This is a genomic window from Indolivaga capnocytophagoides DSM 22835, from assembly GCF_000426485.1.
In the GTDB taxonomy this organism is placed as follows: domain Bacteria; phylum Bacteroidota; class Bacteroidia; order Bacteroidales; family Dysgonomonadaceae; genus Dysgonomonas_A; species Dysgonomonas_A capnocytophagoides.
Genome location: NZ_AUFL01000016.1, coordinates 104,318 through 119,119, shown reverse-complemented (window position 1 = coordinate 119,119; position 14,802 = coordinate 104,318). Strand labels below are relative to the sequence as shown.

Below are 14,802 nucleotides of genomic sequence, written 5' to 3'. Positions count from 1 at the left end.
TACAATAGTGATGGGAGTATATCAAACCTTTTGAGACATTGTTATATGTTTCCTGATTACGAAGTTAAAAAAGGGGAAGTATTACTACTCTATTCTACAAAAGGGAAAAATTATACGGGGCAGTTTACCAATACAAAAAGGACTTTTCATGCTTTTTATTGGGGCTTAGACAAGTCAATCTGGAATAATGAGGAAGATAAGGCTCTGCTACTAAAAATAGCAAATAGAATTGAAACAAATGTATGATGTATTTTATCCTTACTCAATTTTAAGAAAAATCCCAAGATAGAAGAATCTTGGGATTTCTGCTTTATTTTACCTTAAATGTCAGATATTCTCTTTCCATTCAATTACGGCAAAGTTGCCGTTGGAAATTTCATTTACTTTCTCAATCCATTGAATTTCACTTTGTGCCTTAGTTTTCAAGAATGGGTCGTTTGTCGGAGTTAGCAATAAACTTGAATTTACTACCCACCAATTGTTTTTGATACCTGCACGTTTTAAGTCCTCTTGCAATCGTTGTGCTTCAAATACTGGGGTAGTTTCTGGTAAAGTTACTATTACGACTTCTGTTTCTTTCTCATTACGCAAGCGGGGAAGTAAATTTTGAACAGCAGGAGTTATATTTCCTTGTGTACGTTCTACTTCCTTATGATAACTTTGTGTTGAGTCCAGAAGCAACAAAGTATGCCCTGTTGGTGCAGTGTCTATTACTACGACTTCATTATCGGCTTTGGCTACGATCTCGGCAAAGGAATTAAAAACGGCTATTTCCTGTGTGCATGGGGAACGCAAATCTTCCTCGATATAACTTAAATCGGCATCACCCATTGTTTCTTTTGCTTTATCCAGTACATTCTTCTGATAGGCTGCCAATACCGCTTTTTCGTCAATATGGCTTACTGTGATACCATCCACCTTTGTTTCGATAAAAGATAAGTGATTAGCGGGATCAGTAGTTGTCAGATGTACTTTTACACCTTTTTGAGCTAACCCTCTTGCTATATTACCCGCAATAGTTGTTTTTCCTACACCACCTTTACCCATCGTAAAAATTACCCGTTTGCCGGAATTATAAAGGTCGTTAATGATATTGTCAATCGTTTGAAAACCTTTCGTATCTATTTCTGCGACCTTTGTTTCTGTCTGTACGTCACTGTTCAGCATATTACGGATATTGTCAATACCTGTCATATTATAGGAACGAAGCGGAACAATGTAAGTATTGAGTTTTAATAAAGCTTCGGAACGGTTATTCAGGGCGTTTTGCTGACGTTGGTATATCTGTTTGGAAACAGCATCGTTTTCGTCATAATTTTCCAACACACCGTTTATAATGAGGTTTTGAGATATGATATTCAAATCCAGTAATTCATTGGATGAACGTTCTACCTCTTTCAAGGGACTTTCGTCGGGGCGACTGACAAGTATCAGTGTCGTTTGTTTACTATCTGATAACGTTGCTACTGCATTTTTATATACTTCTTTTCTTCCCTCTAATCCCGATAATTGTCCTAAACAGGATGCTCCTGAAGTATTCTCTGCAATAAAAGTATTCCATGCAGAAGGCAATTGCAACATTCTCAATGTATGACCAGTTGGTGCTGTATCGAAGATTATGAAGTCGTAACCTTTGCGTTTTTCTTCATTGGTTATAAAGTCCGAGAACTCGTTAAAGGCTGCAATTTCAATCGTACATGAACCTGAAAGCTGTTCTTCCATGTTCGTGATTACGCTTTCGGGGAGTTTACCTCTGAATGGTGTGATAACCGATTCCCTGTATTCGGCTGCTGCTTGTTCGGGGGCAAGGTTTACAACGGTCAGGTTAGGCACTTCTTTTATTTGTGTGCCTTTGTTATCCAAGTCCATATTAAAGACATCCTGCAAGTTAGATGCAGGGTCGGTACTGATAAGTAGAACTTTCTTACCGCTATCGGCAAGGTTTACGGCTGTTGCACAAGCGATGGATGTTTTGCCTACACCACCTTTGCCTGTGAAGAATATATACTTTGTCAGGTCTATTACTGAGGGATTATACTTTTTCATATTTCTAATTTATTTTATTTTTTGAGGCAATAACCCCCTTTCCCATTCTTACCGAACAGATTAAATCATTGGAATAGAAAGGGATATTTTTTTTATTTTTTTACTGTGAGTTCTTCTTCTTTTACGTTGAGCCATTCGGCTATTTGAGTGTTAGAGGGGTATTGCTTTGTCAATACTATTTCATCCCCCAACATGATGATAGGCAATATATCAGCAGTCTCTCTCATAAGACATTCATTAACAACCTTTGTGTCTATATATACCTGTGGGTTATCTTTCAGATTGTAGCGTTCTACGGAAATCCCTTTTCGTTTCAAGGTTTCCACAACTACGGCTATACGCATCAGTTCCGGGTCTATATTTACACCGCATAGCCCGGTAGGACAACATAATGCGGAATCATATATTTTCATTATTTTACGGTTATCTAATTTCAAATCCAACATAGTTTTTATATTTAATTGATTATTTGTTTTATTTCTTCCTCTGTCGGCACATAGCCTTTTATCTTTACTTCTCCATCCACCACAACGGCAGGCAGTGACATGATGTTATATTTAACGATTTCCAAAATATCTTCTTCTTTTTTCAGAATAGCTGTATTGTTGGTATCGGCAAGCACTTTGGCTACTCTGTCATAAGTTGTTTTACATTTGGCACATCCTGTTCCTAATATTATTATTTCCATATTTTATTCAACTTTTTCAAATATTAATTACAACATAATATATTCCGACTACGATAAATACAGCCGATACAATACGCCTGAACCAGACTTCAAAACTTTTCATGCGGTTGTAGAACTTACCCACATTAGACATACTGTAAGCCAATAAGTAGGCGATGATAATAACAGGCAGTCCTGTGGCAATGGCATAAACAGGTGGTAAAATCAATCCTGTTGCACTGCTTATTGTCATAGGAATAAGCACTCCGAAATACAATACTCCGCTATACGGACAGAAAGCTAAAGCAAACAATACTCCCAAAAAGAAGGCATTTAGATAGTTATTTTTCATTTTCTTTTCGCTGACTTTGGCTGTGAGCTTGTTGAGAAAGGGAATGTTAAACTTGATAACATCGAGCATTAATATACCTATGATAACCAGAGCGATTCCCAGATACAGACCACTTATATTCTGCAACATTTTAGCGATATGGAATTTGCTTGCTCCGAAATAGAATACCAAGCCTAAAGCGGTATAGCTGAATATACGTCCCAATGTATAAAATATACCATTGAGAAAAACACGTTTTCTGTTGGCTATATCTTTACTTAGATAAGCTGTTGCTGTTATATTCATAGCTAACGGGCAGGGGCTTATCGCTGTCATTAGCCCCAATACGAAGGCTGTCAGTAAAGGAATATCCGAATTATCGACTATTTGCTGTAAAAACTCCATCAATCAATGCGTTTATTTACTTCGTCTTTGATAAGGCTCGTAAGGACATCGGGCGAATTGACGGCATTGGCAAAAGCCTGTTCGGTCAGATCTGTTGTATTATCGGCTTTCACTATAAGTAAAGAACTGAAAGCGATTTCATACTTTTCTATCAAATCTTTATTTTGATCTTCGTCAATGTTTACTTCTACATACCTGACATTGGGATTATCTTTATAACTGTCGGCTACTGCGTTCTTAGTTACATTCTCAATAGCTATACAGGTTTTACAACGTTGTTTACCATGAAAGTAATATACGTTGACTATGGAAGCATCAGCCATTGATACGGCTTGTTCCTTTGTGTCGATTTCTGCTGCCTGTTTGCTTTCCGTATTCTTGTTTCCGCAAGAAACCAGAAAGACTGTGAATAATGCGATAAGAATAGATTTTTTCATTATGGTTTATTTTAAAGTTGTTTTTCTGTTTTGTAATATCTCTTTCTCAACCAAAAAGCGACATTTACCAATGCGATCAGTACGGGTACTTCGACAAGCGGACCGACTACGCCTGCAAAGGCTTGTCCGCTATGGATGCCGAATACCCCGATAGCCACAGCAATAGCCAGTTCGAAGTTGTTTCCTGCTGCGGTAAAGGAAATAGACGCATTTTTGTCGTAACTTGCTCCCATAGCTTTACTGACAAAGAAGCTGATAAAGAACATGGCTACAAAGTAGATAAGTAAAGGAATCGCAATGCGTACTACATCCATTGGTATTTGTACGATCAGTTCTCCTTTGAGGCTGAACATGAGTACGATGGTAAGGAGTAATGCGATCAGTGTTATAGGCGAGATTGCAGGAATAAATTTATCTTGATACCATTGCTCTCCTTTTGCTTTTACTAAGATTAAACGACTAAGAATACCCATCAGAAAAGGAATACCCAAATAGATGGCTACTGTTTCGGCAATCGTACCGATGGATATATCCACGATAGCCCCTTCAAACCCGAAATAAGGGGGCAATATGGTTATAAACAGCCACGCATAGAAACTATAAAAGAATACCTGAAAGATACTGTTCAGAGCAACAAGCCCCGCCCCATACTCCCTATTGCCTTCTGCCAGATCATTCCAAACAAGTACCATTGCAATACAACGGGCTAAACCGACAAGGATAACTCCGACCATATATTCGGGATAGTCTTGTAAAAAGGTAATGGCTAAAATGAACATTAAAATAGGGCTGACAATCCAGTTTAGAAATAAAGATGTACCCAATATTTTTACATTGGTAAATACTTTCGGCAATAGTTTGTAATCGACTTTTGCCAATGGCGGGTACATCATCAGGATAAGACCGATTGCCAAAGGAATGTTTGTTGTTCCGCTTGACATGGAATCTATATAACCACTAAAAGAAGGTATAAAGTAACCTAAAGCTACCCCGATAGCCATTGCAAGGAATATCCAAAGTGTTAAGTTCTTATCTAAGAAACTCATTTTTCTTTTACTCATAGCCTTTTATCTTATTAGTGTATAGTTCGTAAAATGCTTTTTTTATTTCGTCCCTCACCCTGATATACTCGGATTGTATAAATTCGGGTGTTCCTGTGGCTTCGGACGGATCATCAAATCCGATGTGCAAACGATTCTTTACTTTTCCCGAAAATGAGGGGCAGCTTTCATTTGCTCCACCGCAAACGGTAATCACATAGTCCCATTCATCATTGATGTATGTATCTATGCTGTCGGATGTATGGTGCGAAATGTCTACTCCTGCATTGTGCATCACTTCTATTGCTTTGGGGTTTACTTTTCCGCTTGCCTGTGTGCCTGCGGAATAGACCAATAACTTAGGGTCAAAAGACTGTAAGAAGCCGTGTGCCATTTGGCTACGACAACTATTACCTGTACAAAGAATAAGTATTTTCATATTTTATTATCAAAAATTAATCATTCGTATTATTACATACCGTTCGTATTTCGTGAATACACGAACACTGAACAGAAATTTTTTATTTATTGCTACAAGTTTCTCCATTATTGATCTCTACAAAAAATGCAGAAAACATCTTTTTTGCTTTCTCCCAATTTTCTTCGTTTATGCAATATTTAACTGTTGGTAGAGTGATTGTTCCCTGTATTAGCTCTGCATCCTTCAATTCATTTAAATGTTGAGAAAGGGTGCTTTTAGCAATAGGTAATACTTCCGACATATCGCCATGATAGCAACATGATTCGTTGGCAAGCATTTCTAATATGGCGATGCGGATAGGATGCCCCATTGCTTTTGCGAAACGTGCGAGTTGTTCTTGTTCGGCTGTAAGTTCTTTCTTTGACATATCTATTTATATTTATCGTTCGCGAATATACGAATATATTTTTAATTCGCAATAATACGAACTATATATTATTATTTTGAATATTGGTTTATATAGTTGAAATCATAAAGCTTGTCATTCTTTATAACAGTAAACATTCGAGCAATAAGTTTGGCTCGGATAGCATTTAATACAGACATTTTATTTTTACCCTCTGCGACTTTTCTGTCATAATAGATTCTCAATTCACTTTTCTTGTTTTGGATGGCAGACAAAGCAGCTAAATGTAAGAGTGATTTGATACTTTTATTAGCTCTCTGTGAAACACGATTGCGGGAATGTTGGCTACTACCTGATAAATAGCTAAACGGTACTACTCCTGCATGACAACAAAACTTTCGACTATCTGGAAACCGAGTAAAAGCATGAGTCTCCAGTATCATCTTTAAAGAGGTTTTACGTCCTATACCTTCGACACTCATCAATAATTTCATTTGATGGAATAATAATTCATCTTTTGTAATAATGATCTCAATTTCATCTTCGATAGATTTAATGGCTTTATCCAATTGTTTCATTAATAATGACAACCGTTTAAGTTTTGACTTGTAAATATTGTCAGCCATATACTCTTTTTGATCTGATAATTGAGCTTGATACTTCTGTCTATCATTACATAGCATACTCAATTCAGTAGAAAGTAATTTCAATGCTTCAATGCTAACAGATGGACGAGAATATACTTTAATCCTGTCGACATAACGATATGCATATAAAGCAATACGCTGAGCATCTATTTTATCATTTTTCCCTCTTTGTAATCCAGAGCTATACTTTATTTGTGTTGGATCCTCAATCCAAAGTTTGTAGTCTTTAGATTGACAAGCAACAATCAAGGGGTAAATATACATGCCTGTATATTCGGCACAGATTACTAAACAATCAGGTTCAGTATCCTGATCAACACAAATATCAAATAGGTATTTTTCAATACTCTTTTGATAGTTAAGAATAACATCCTGTCTTACAACAACACCGTTGCAAAACAAACAGCAATCCAAATTTCTCTTACTTACATCAATACCAAGAAAATAATAATTTCCCATGACTAAATCAATTTAAAAGTTTACAATAGAGAAAGGTGCTTGAATATATCCTAAAAACCTTAAAAACACATAGATTAAATTCTTATATAGGTCTAATTCAAGAATAACAATAAGTCCTAAATAGAAGCATAGTCCTTAAATAACTATTTTTTCATATGGTTCACTTATTATTTTCCTTTCATTTTAGAATAAATATAAATGAATAAAAAATTTATTGTTTGTAAATGAGTCTAAATAAAATCAGAAGTTTTAGATATAAACTCTCTGTTCATATAGTTACAAAACGTTGGATGTAAATCTAAGGTTTTCTCATGAGCCTGATGCGGACGAAAAGAAGCAAAAGACCAAAGTGAAAATCTATTTTTTTATTATGACATCCTCTATTTCTCCTTTCTCTACTCGAACTTGGTTAGGATCCTCAACTAATATAGTTTTATATTCAATTTCAATTTTAGGCTTAACTATGATTGTTAATTCTCCCTCCTCCTTAAAATCTCGGGCAATAAGCTTCCATATAAGAGGAATAGTATACTCTTGCGATAAAGGCTTTATATAAATATTATCTGAACGATCAATGTCATCCCCAACCAAAATTGAGTTATGCGGAATCATTTTTCCAGACATGGAATCCGATGACAATAATGTATTTGACTTTTTGAAAATATCAGTATTTAATCCGATGATGTTTTTTCTATTTGTGTCCTGTAAATCTTGTAAAACTGCACCAAAATTGAAATGTAATTTATAATCTTCTATTGTTTCACTTCCAGTATTATGAATCAATAAACGTATACTTGCATAGCTTAGATTAATTTCACACTCACTATACGTTAGACTAGAGGCAAATTGCATAGGAGAAATTGCATTTCTCAACTTGAGAGCTTGTTGCATTGGGGTTATGAGATTCTTTGCATATGAAGAATTCTGAAATTCATCAAAAACTGCTTTATCTCTATAGTAAGTTGTTGTTGTTTTAAACTTTGGAGATAGAATTATTTCTTTAGAACCATTTTCAAAAGAGATCGCGATACTCTTATTTGATTTGAACTTTTGATTTTTGAGATACCAATCATGAGTCGCTTTATTTTCATCAATTAATTCTACAATGTCTTCCCATGAAAAAAGATGAATTTCAAAAAGACCTTTACTTCGATGCTCTATATTTTTCATTCTAATGAACTCTTCTATTTTAGCATCTTTCACAGCAGTTGTGGCAAAATACAACTTTCTTAGAGGAGGTAAGAACTCTTTAGCTTTGGCAATTTCTTCAATAATTTCTTTTTCATCGAACTGCTTATTTGTATATTCATCTTTCCCTTTACATTGGATACCATAATAACCAATCTCACTAAAAGGGACTCCATATATATCAACACCATTCTGATTTTGTCCTGCCCTACCGTTTTTCTTAATTTCGGGACACATCCATATTTCTCCCCAAAGTTTTTTACAAAGGGATTCGAAATCTTGCCAATTAGATGGTCTACGTAATGATTGAGATGCTTCCATATTTTAATAAAAAACAAAAGAGATTAATTTATAAGTATATATAGATTATCAATTATATTACTTCTTTGCTAGGAACCAATGGTAAAGAATCCTCCCAATTTACAACTATGTCACGCATTTTGTGTTTATCATTAAAATTACGTGATATATTTCTTATTAAATTACTATAATCATCGGAACCATTTTTAAACTGCCTGTAATAAACCTTTAGAGACACACAATTATCGTGTTCAAACAGGGTATTTAATAAAGTTCTGTCTGAATTTCCGCATGAATGCCCCATAACAAAAACCTGATATATCCCAGATTCAATAAACTTTAACAGGGTTCTGTAATTTCGTGTCTGATGGTATTTTATAGATTTAATGTTATCCAAAAAATGGTTATCCTGTAATTTTTCTATCTCTGAATAGCTATCATCTAGTTCATCACCATATCCAAATATTATGGGATTCTTGTTGCAGTTTAATTCTCCATGGATATTGATAAATTCATAATCTGCGCCATCGTTTGTGTATAGCATTTCTGCCGTTTTCGTATAATTAAAGTTTAATAATAATGTATTTGGAAGGCAATAACGTTCTTTGAAAGAATTTCTTTCAATATTTTTTTCAATGAAGTATATTCTGGATTCGTCTTCAGTATTACATAGATTATATTGAGGATCATTCATCTTATCCTCTTCGAATTCCATAGGATTGTCAAAACGGTAAATATCAGAAAAGATAGAATTAACAAATTCCTTTCGTTTAGATGTTGCAACATCTTCAATTTCAATCAAGCTTGAAAAAGCTTTCTGTATAGATTCATGTTTTTGTATTTTTTCGTTTTCAACGATACTTGTCAAATACTCCTCCAACAGTTTTGTGATAGCAGAGAATTCTTCATTTAGCTTAATAACCTTTTCATTTCGTTTTATCCGGTCTTCCTCCGAAAGAAGCTTTTTCAACGTATCATAATACTCGTTTTCAATATCTAACCAGCTTGTTAAGTAGCATTGAGTGGTTATATGTTCAAAAAACTTATTCTCGAAATGTACAATAATTCTTTTTGTTTTAAACATTTCGTGGTATTCTTCAATTAGTCGAAGTAAATTATTATAAGGATTTTCATCCTCACACAGAAAAACAGATTTCTTATCAGAGATGGAAGTCTCATTCCTACTTTTCACTTCAATACGCACGTAGCCATCCGAATAAGGTCTAATTACTGTATCAATGCCATATGTTAATCCAATTTGATCTATTATTTGATTGGTGAAATTACTCCAATAATCATCTATAAACTCCCGATATCCTGTTTTTAGATTGTGTGCCCTATCAAATCCATTACCAATGATTATAATTCTATTCATGCTTAAATTTTTAATATAAAAGATAAAATACCATTACTTCTTTAAGAACACAGGTATTGTTTTGGCTTGTAAGTAATAAGCAGCAATGGTTCGGTGGCGACCATCCTTAAATATATAAGAGTCGTTATTTCTTATTATTGTGGGAGGATCAACATATAACTTTCTATTCCATCTTTCGAGGATATTCAGGATTCGACTATTACTTCGGATATCATCCTTGAAAATATTATTTAAATCAAAGCTTCTCTTCAAATTGGTTACTTCTATTAGTTTTATTATATCTGCATTATATACAGTATCGTTTTTCTCAGGCATACTTGCCCATAATGGCTTTAAGTTATCAATAGGAGCTAGACTATATTTCGCTAGCCATTTCTTGTAAATATCACTTTGTGCATCTAATCCCTCTCTGTCGAGTCCTTTGCATTCCATACAGATGGGGTATAAGTGACTAAACAATCCTTTTTGTCCACAGATATGACAATAGCAGCCTTTATTTATAGGGTAACGATATTTACTTCTACAATTATTACAAAAAACATCATCTATATTCTGAGGAAGGATTTCTGCACACATTATGCAATAACCTTTACCTCCCTTACTTAACATACTCATAAATATTTCAATTACGCCTGTAATAAATCAAACTCTTTTTGGAATTGCTTTTTGAGGAGCTTCTTTAATTTTGGAATTTCATTAACTATCTCCTCTTCATATACAGTGATCGAGTTTTCTATTGATTTGGCCCAAGGCTCACTACCTCTTGCTGTTTCCATAAATTTCATGGAATTATAGGATTTCCAAACTTTATCGAACCGATTTTTAATATCATTTATAAGGGTAATAGTATCATCTTCAAAGATTATTTCATTTTCTTGGTAATATTGAAATAGAGAAGTGTAGTCACAACAAGCTTCATTTTCTAATTCCTCTTCTGATTTTCTTACTCCAATAGTAATAGGCCTCATGAGGATTTCAATGGAGTATTCCGCTTTAACTAATCTCCGATATACTTCACGTATGATATCAAGCCTATCTGTATATACCTTAGAAAAGCGGTAAATACTTTTTTCTTTGTATAAGGATATCTGTTGCTCAAATATCTTTTTAAACAGATAAATAATAATCCCAGATATACCTGTGGCGCCGACTGCAAAGAAGCCTATATTTTCAAAGACATTTATCCAATTCATCTTGAACTCATCTAATTGTTATTTGTAATAAAAATACAAAAAAGCCAGAGAATTTAGATTCTCCAGCTTCCTTTATTTTTTAGATACAGCAACTATTCCATTTCTTTGCCCCATAACTCTATATCACTCGGAGCCGTCACCAACGAATAAATAATACTTATCCAAGTGGACACATACGAAATAACCATCATTGTCATCATTCTTTGTCTCCTTCCGAATTATCATTATTAAAAGAAAATGAAAGCTGATAAGTATTCTGATAATTATCCTCAAAGTAAATGTCAATCACCTGTTGGTCCTCTGACTTAGATGTATAATACAGACGAAACGTATCTTTAGTCAACTCATAAGTGTCGTTCGGTAGAAATACCGTTCCGTCATCCATTCTTAATTCCCCTTTGCCATCCGGTTGAAAATACCGCAGATAATACTTTGCATTATCGTATTTGCCAGATCGTTCCAACTGACACCGAATCTCAGCCGTCTGTCCAACTTTTAGCTTTTTCGGCACAGGCAGGTGAGTAACCTTGAATTTATAACCTTGGCGAATATCAATATCGTCGCTACAGGCACATGCGATACATGCAATCAGTATCGTGTAAATTATATATGATGCTATTCTTCTCATCTCGATTTCTATTTTTTACTTTTGTTTCAAATTTGAATGTTATGTTTATTTTCGTTCTAACCTATCAGAAACCACTAAGTGAGGTTGAAAAATATCTGGGTATGCACCGCACTTACTTAGATATAAATTATAAAGAAGGATATTTTATTGCTTCAGGACGACAGGAACCTCGTAACGGAGGTGTTATCTTATGCAGAGCAGCAACAAAAGAACTTGCTTTGGAAATTATGAAAGCCGATCCGTTCTATATCAATAAGGTTGCAACTTACGATATCATTGAATTCCTTCCGACCAAATATGCTGATGGTTTTGAACGCTTTATCTAATTGATAATTATCTTAATCCCCATACCGATTTGTGTATGGAATTTATTGATGTCCGATCCTAGCAATACCCGTTCCCGTGCATTGAGCAATAACACAAGCCTATCAGTCAGATAAGTTTCTATCTCAAAGCTAACCGCACCACCGTATAAGAAATTATCCTTTGTTGTGATGCTTGCTCCGTCGAACAGTAATTCCTTCCCCCAATTAATCGTTTCATACCCTGCAACAGCGGAAAGCCCCACTGAGAAGAATACTGTTTTGCTTGGATCAGATAAGAATTTCAGATAATACCCCCCTTCAGCTGTTATCTGAGATATGGGTATCAGCTTATCTTTATACTCATAAGACTTTTGCAAGTATTCTCCACCGAAGGTCCATCGGTTACCATTGTTTGTATAAGTCGATAAAGCAATGCCACCAAAGAAAGCCTGTCCGTCTTTCTTTTCCGGATTAAATCCATCCACAAAACCACCTATCACCTGAATTCCTTTTTGTCCGGGCAAATAACGTTGTGCATGAGCCTGTCCGATAAGGACAAGGCTCAATATGATTATTAAAGCTATTTTATATTTATACATTTTATTATTGTATTTGTGTGTAATAAAAGAGTCTATAACCCTGATCTTATTTAATCTTTAACTCATTAATCTGCTCTGCCCATATCAGATCATCGTTCTCTATGACAAAGGTCTGATTGCGTCCACCGTTCTTTTCAAAAAGTTCAATGACCAACTGCTTATCATTCGGGATCGTTATCTTATCAATGGTAAAGACGGTTCGCTCCGTCCGATTAGCTTCAACCTGTGAAACGAAATTGTAAGCCCGAAGCGGATAGATCACCGTTTCCTGAACAGCAGTTTGTTTTACCATCTTCTTATCTACAATCTTGAATCGGATAAAGTCAATATCAAAAGGAACATTCGTTGAATTCTTGATCTGCGTATGCAGATACAAAAGTCCATTGTGACTGTAAATACCTTTAAGTAGATACTGGATACCGAAACGTTTCGATCCGATATGTTTTACAATTCGTTTGTCATTCTGATAGATGGAACGATTAATCAGGTAAACGATACGGGGAGATTCACTTCCGAGTTCCTCCAGGTAAACTTCCATCGAATTATTCGGTCTATTCGTAGCTATACCATCATGCATAAAGTCTTTCATTTCGATATTTAGCTTTTCCGGTTCATCGGCATATTTAATATTGAAAGTATAGTAGCTTCCTTCTTCGGTTATTACAGCCATATTCGTTTCGGTTTCAAAACCACGAATAGCCGCTTTAATGCGTAACACATTCTCCGAGCTTCCCGCCTTTCCTGCAATGATATTACTCGATCCTAAGTCCACATACCGAATCGGAGCAGGAAAAATGACATGCACGGTCTTCTCAAAAGTTACTTCCAATCCGTAAGGAGGAATCATCCTGTCAAAGGTTATCTTTTTACTCAGTCCTTCGTAATAATCCCCATAAGTGGGTTTCAATACCTGTTGCAGATCTTCCTGCATATCTTTTGGCTTTGTTTCATTCTGCGCATGAGCAACAATCGTTGTCAGCATCAATGCTAATACAATAATATATTTCTTCATTGTTTTATTTCTTCGATTAATAAATACTTGTTTTTATTCAGTTGTAAACTCTTTACTGTTTGGGCATCAGAATGATCCGATAGCCCGATTTAAGGGTAACCTTTACCTGTCGTATTTTTTTCTGCATATATGCCGATACACCCTGTATAGCTCCCTTACTGAGATCGGATGCCAGTTGTGCTCCAGTACTCTGAGTCATCGTAAAGCTTGTTCCTACACTGTTTCCCATATTGGCTACAATTTCTTTGGCTGCATTCATCTCCAGTGATCCCGGTATATGAATACCTTTCTGTCCGTCCGTATCGTAAGTGACCATTTCTACAGGAATGATTGTTCCTTCATACTCAATAGAGGATATCAGTATATCCAACCGTTCACCTTGTATTTTAGCAATACCTGTCAGAATGGTATTTTCAGGAATAAGAGTAGTTCCTGCTACCAACGGTTCAGTCAATCGCAGATGGGTAGTTTGTCCGTCAATCACTGTCTGATCATCATGGATAACCGCAGAGATTGTATTTTTACTACTTACCCCCATCTCTCCATCCATTGTATTGAAACCTGTGTTTCGTGGCTGGTCATACATTTGATACAACTCTTCATTAGTAACATTTTGAGCCAGTAATGAAACCGTATTCTTTTGTATCTGACGGATAGGACTCACTGTTGTCTTCCCATTTTTAGACGAATTATCCTTCCCATAATTATCAATCTTGCTTTTCAATGAATTGGAATTTGTCATTGGAGACTCGGACTGTGTCTGTGGCATATACTTGGCTGCCATCTCGTAAGACTTTTCCATCAGTAATAGTTGTTCATCGACAGCCGACTGTTTATTGTCCTTATCTTGCATCTTGGCTTCCAGTTCCTCGAGTTTCTTTTTCACCTCTTCCTTCTCTGGATCGTCATTGGGCTTCTCATAGAAATTACCCAATGTCCGGTGGATATCCCTGTAGGCCGATACCGAATTATTAATCGGATCTTTCTCTTTCTTAATAGCCTGCTGAGGCTCATCATCCAGATTGATAGTCACCCGTTCACTTTTGGAACTTTCCAGCATATCGGCATAGCCTTGTAAGGACTGCATCCGCTCTTTCTGCCGTTCCTTCATCTGTTCCTGTTCGTAGGCATCTTTTTTATCTCCAATGATACCGTCTCCTTTGGGATCTGGTATATCGGCATTGAAGCCCATACCTATCTGCTCTTTGGCTTTTTCTTTCTCCGATGGAGAGATAATCAGCCAAATACATCCTGCGCAAACAATCGCCATTAATGCGAAAATCGCATATTTCTTTAGCTTTTGTTTTTGCTCTTCACTTAGTTTTGGTTTATCTGCCATATGA

Annotated in this window: 19 protein-coding genes; 2 read left to right on the top strand and 17 right to left on the bottom strand. The window is 35.6% G+C overall.

Annotated features, from left to right (window positions below):
* Positions 1-246, top strand: a 246-nt coding sequence (locus K322_RS0110080) for a hypothetical protein (protein ID WP_026626779.1), incomplete at its 5' end; no start/stop codon positions are given.
* Between the two features lie 81 nt (positions 247-327).
* On the opposite strand, the gene arsA is transcribed toward K322_RS0110080, so the two are convergent.
* The 14 genes from arsA to K322_RS0110005 all read right to left on the bottom strand — a co-directional run bounded on the left by arsA (position 328) and on the right by K322_RS0110005 (position 11,543).
* Positions 328-2,046 (bottom strand): arsenical pump-driving ATPase, encoded by a 1,719-nt coding sequence (gene arsA, locus K322_RS0110075; RefSeq protein ID WP_026626778.1) that lies wholly within the window; start codon positions 2,044-2,046, stop codon positions 328-330.
* A 92-nt stretch (positions 2,047-2,138) separates the two neighbouring features.
* The gene (arsD, locus tag K322_RS0110070; protein ID WP_026626777.1) at positions 2,139-2,492 is read right to left on the bottom strand and encodes an arsenite efflux transporter metallochaperone ArsD; all 354 of its coding nucleotides are present in this window, start codon (positions 2,490-2,492) and stop codon (positions 2,139-2,141) included.
* An 11-nt stretch (positions 2,493-2,503) separates the two neighbouring features.
* Positions 2,504-2,734, bottom strand: coding sequence for a thioredoxin family protein (locus K322_RS0110065; protein ID WP_026626776.1), 231 nt, complete (start codon positions 2,732-2,734; stop codon positions 2,504-2,506).
* A gap of 16 nt (positions 2,735-2,750) precedes the next feature.
* Positions 2,751-3,449, bottom strand: coding sequence for an aromatic aminobenezylarsenical efflux permease ArsG family transporter (locus K322_RS0110060; RefSeq protein WP_026626775.1), 699 nt, complete (start codon positions 3,447-3,449; stop codon positions 2,751-2,753).
* Positions 3,449-3,886 carry a nitrophenyl compound nitroreductase subunit ArsF family protein gene (locus K322_RS0110055; protein WP_026626774.1) on the bottom strand — a complete coding sequence of 146 codons (438 nt, stop codon included), beginning with the start codon at positions 3,884-3,886 and terminating at the stop codon, positions 3,449-3,451. Before K322_RS0110055 ends, K322_RS0110060 begins: the two co-directional genes overlap by 1 nt.
* Positions 3,887-3,897: 11 nt before the next feature.
* Entirely contained in the window at positions 3,898-4,947 is a 1,050-nt protein-coding gene (gene arsB, locus K322_RS0110050) for an ACR3 family arsenite efflux transporter (protein ID WP_026626773.1), read from the bottom strand.
* The gene (locus K322_RS0110045; RefSeq protein ID WP_026626772.1) at positions 4,940-5,365 is read right to left on the bottom strand and encodes an arsenate reductase ArsC; all 426 of its coding nucleotides are present in this window, start codon (positions 5,363-5,365) and stop codon (positions 4,940-4,942) included. Before K322_RS0110045 ends, arsB begins: the two co-directional genes overlap by 8 nt.
* An 82-nt stretch (positions 5,366-5,447) precedes the next feature.
* Positions 5,448-5,774 (bottom strand): ArsR/SmtB family transcription factor, encoded by a 327-nt coding sequence (locus tag K322_RS0110040; RefSeq protein ID WP_026626771.1) that lies wholly within the window; start codon positions 5,772-5,774, stop codon positions 5,448-5,450.
* Between the two features lie 71 nt (positions 5,775-5,845).
* Positions 5,846-6,859: an IS110 family RNA-guided transposase gene (locus tag K322_RS0110035; protein ID WP_026626770.1), complete on the bottom strand. Its 1,014-nt coding sequence runs from the start codon at positions 6,857-6,859 to the stop codon at positions 5,846-5,848.
* Between the two features lie 357 nt (positions 6,860-7,216).
* A complete protein-coding gene (locus K322_RS0110030; protein ID WP_026626769.1) occupies positions 7,217-8,368 on the bottom strand; it encodes a hypothetical protein in 1,152 nt (383 codons plus the stop codon).
* Positions 8,369-8,420: 52 nt separating this feature from the next.
* Entirely contained in the window at positions 8,421-9,722 is a 1,302-nt protein-coding gene (locus K322_RS0110025) for an AbiH family protein (RefSeq protein ID WP_026626768.1), read from the bottom strand.
* Between the two features lie 33 nt (positions 9,723-9,755).
* Positions 9,756-10,154, bottom strand: coding sequence for a hypothetical protein (locus tag K322_RS19125; protein ID WP_026626767.1), 399 nt, complete (start codon positions 10,152-10,154; stop codon positions 9,756-9,758).
* Positions 10,155-10,348: 194 nt separating this feature from the next.
* Positions 10,349-10,915 (bottom strand): hypothetical protein, encoded by a 567-nt coding sequence (locus tag K322_RS0110015; protein WP_026626766.1) that lies wholly within the window; start codon positions 10,913-10,915, stop codon positions 10,349-10,351.
* 196 nt (positions 10,916-11,111) lie between these two features.
* Entirely contained in the window at positions 11,112-11,543 is a 432-nt protein-coding gene (locus K322_RS0110005; RefSeq protein ID WP_026626765.1) for a DUF3872 domain-containing protein, read from the bottom strand.
* Between the two features lie 41 nt (positions 11,544-11,584).
* On the opposite strand from K322_RS0110005, the gene K322_RS0110000 reads away from it, so the two are divergent.
* A complete protein-coding gene (locus K322_RS0110000; RefSeq protein ID WP_026626764.1) occupies positions 11,585-11,869 on the top strand; it encodes a YciI family protein in 285 nt (94 codons plus the stop codon).
* Here K322_RS0110000 and K322_RS0109995 read toward each other — a convergent pair.
* The 3 genes from K322_RS0109995 to traM are packed head-to-tail and all read right to left on the bottom strand — an operon-like array spanning position 11,866 to position 14,798.
* Positions 11,866-12,447 carry a conjugal transfer protein TraO gene (locus K322_RS0109995; RefSeq protein ID WP_026626763.1) on the bottom strand — a complete coding sequence of 194 codons (582 nt, stop codon included), beginning with the start codon at positions 12,445-12,447 and terminating at the stop codon, positions 11,866-11,868. The two genes, K322_RS0110000 and K322_RS0109995, sit on opposite strands and share 4 nt — an antisense overlap.
* Before the next feature lie 46 nt (positions 12,448-12,493).
* Positions 12,494-13,459 (bottom strand): conjugative transposon protein TraN, encoded by a 966-nt coding sequence (gene traN / locus K322_RS0109990; protein ID WP_026626762.1) that lies wholly within the window; start codon positions 13,457-13,459, stop codon positions 12,494-12,496.
* A 52-nt stretch (positions 13,460-13,511) separates the two neighbouring features.
* On the bottom strand, positions 13,512-14,798 hold the full coding sequence (gene traM, locus K322_RS0109985) for a conjugative transposon protein TraM (protein WP_026626761.1): 1,287 nt from the start codon (positions 14,796-14,798) through the stop codon (positions 13,512-13,514).
* Between the last annotated feature and the right edge of the window lie 4 nt (positions 14,799-14,802).

Bases quoted from the DNA above. Each gene is read 5' to 3' on its own strand.
- arsA (WP_026626778.1), bottom strand. From the start codon at position 2,046: ATGAAAAAGTATAATCCCTCAGTAATAGACCTGACAAAGTATATATTC.
- arsD (WP_026626777.1), bottom strand. From the start codon at position 2,492: ATGTTGGATTTGAAATTAGATAACCGTAAAATAATGAAAATATATGAT.
- K322_RS0110065 (WP_026626776.1), bottom strand. From the start codon at position 2,734: ATGGAAATAATAATATTAGGAACAGGATGTGCCAAATGTAAAACAACT.
- K322_RS0110060 (WP_026626775.1), bottom strand. From the start codon at position 3,449: ATGGAGTTTTTACAGCAAATAGTCGATAATTCGGATATTCCTTTACTG.
- K322_RS0110055 (WP_026626774.1), bottom strand. From the start codon at position 3,886: ATGAAAAAATCTATTCTTATCGCATTATTCACAGTCTTTCTGGTTTCT.
- arsB (WP_026626773.1), bottom strand. From the start codon at position 4,947: ATGAGTAAAAGAAAAATGAGTTTCTTAGATAAGAACTTAACACTTTGG.
- K322_RS0110045 (WP_026626772.1), bottom strand. From the start codon at position 5,365: ATGAAAATACTTATTCTTTGTACAGGTAATAGTTGTCGTAGCCAAATG.
- K322_RS0110040 (WP_026626771.1), bottom strand. From the start codon at position 5,774: ATGTCAAAGAAAGAACTTACAGCCGAACAAGAACAACTCGCACGTTTC.
- K322_RS0110035 (WP_026626770.1), bottom strand. From the start codon at position 6,859: ATGGGAAATTATTATTTTCTTGGTATTGATGTAAGTAAGAGAAATTTG.
- K322_RS0110030 (WP_026626769.1), bottom strand. From the start codon at position 8,368: ATGGAAGCATCTCAATCATTACGTAGACCATCTAATTGGCAAGATTTC.
- K322_RS0110025 (WP_026626768.1), bottom strand. From the start codon at position 9,722: ATGAATAGAATTATAATCATTGGTAATGGATTTGATAGGGCACACAAT.
- K322_RS19125 (WP_026626767.1), bottom strand. From the start codon at position 10,154: ATGGAATGCAAAGGACTCGACAGAGAGGGATTAGATGCACAAAGTGAT.
- K322_RS0110015 (WP_026626766.1), bottom strand. From the start codon at position 10,915: ATGAATTGGATAAATGTCTTTGAAAATATAGGCTTCTTTGCAGTCGGC.
- K322_RS0110005 (WP_026626765.1), bottom strand. From the start codon at position 11,543: ATGAGAAGAATAGCATCATATATAATTTACACGATACTGATTGCATGT.
- K322_RS0110000 (WP_026626764.1), top strand. From the start codon at position 11,585: ATGTTTATTTTCGTTCTAACCTATCAGAAACCACTAAGTGAGGTTGAA.
- K322_RS0109995 (WP_026626763.1), bottom strand. From the start codon at position 12,447: ATGTATAAATATAAAATAGCTTTAATAATCATATTGAGCCTTGTCCTT.
- traN (WP_026626762.1), bottom strand. From the start codon at position 13,459: ATGAAGAAATATATTATTGTATTAGCATTGATGCTGACAACGATTGTT.
- traM (WP_026626761.1), bottom strand. From the start codon at position 14,798: ATGGCAGATAAACCAAAACTAAGTGAAGAGCAAAAACAAAAGCTAAAG.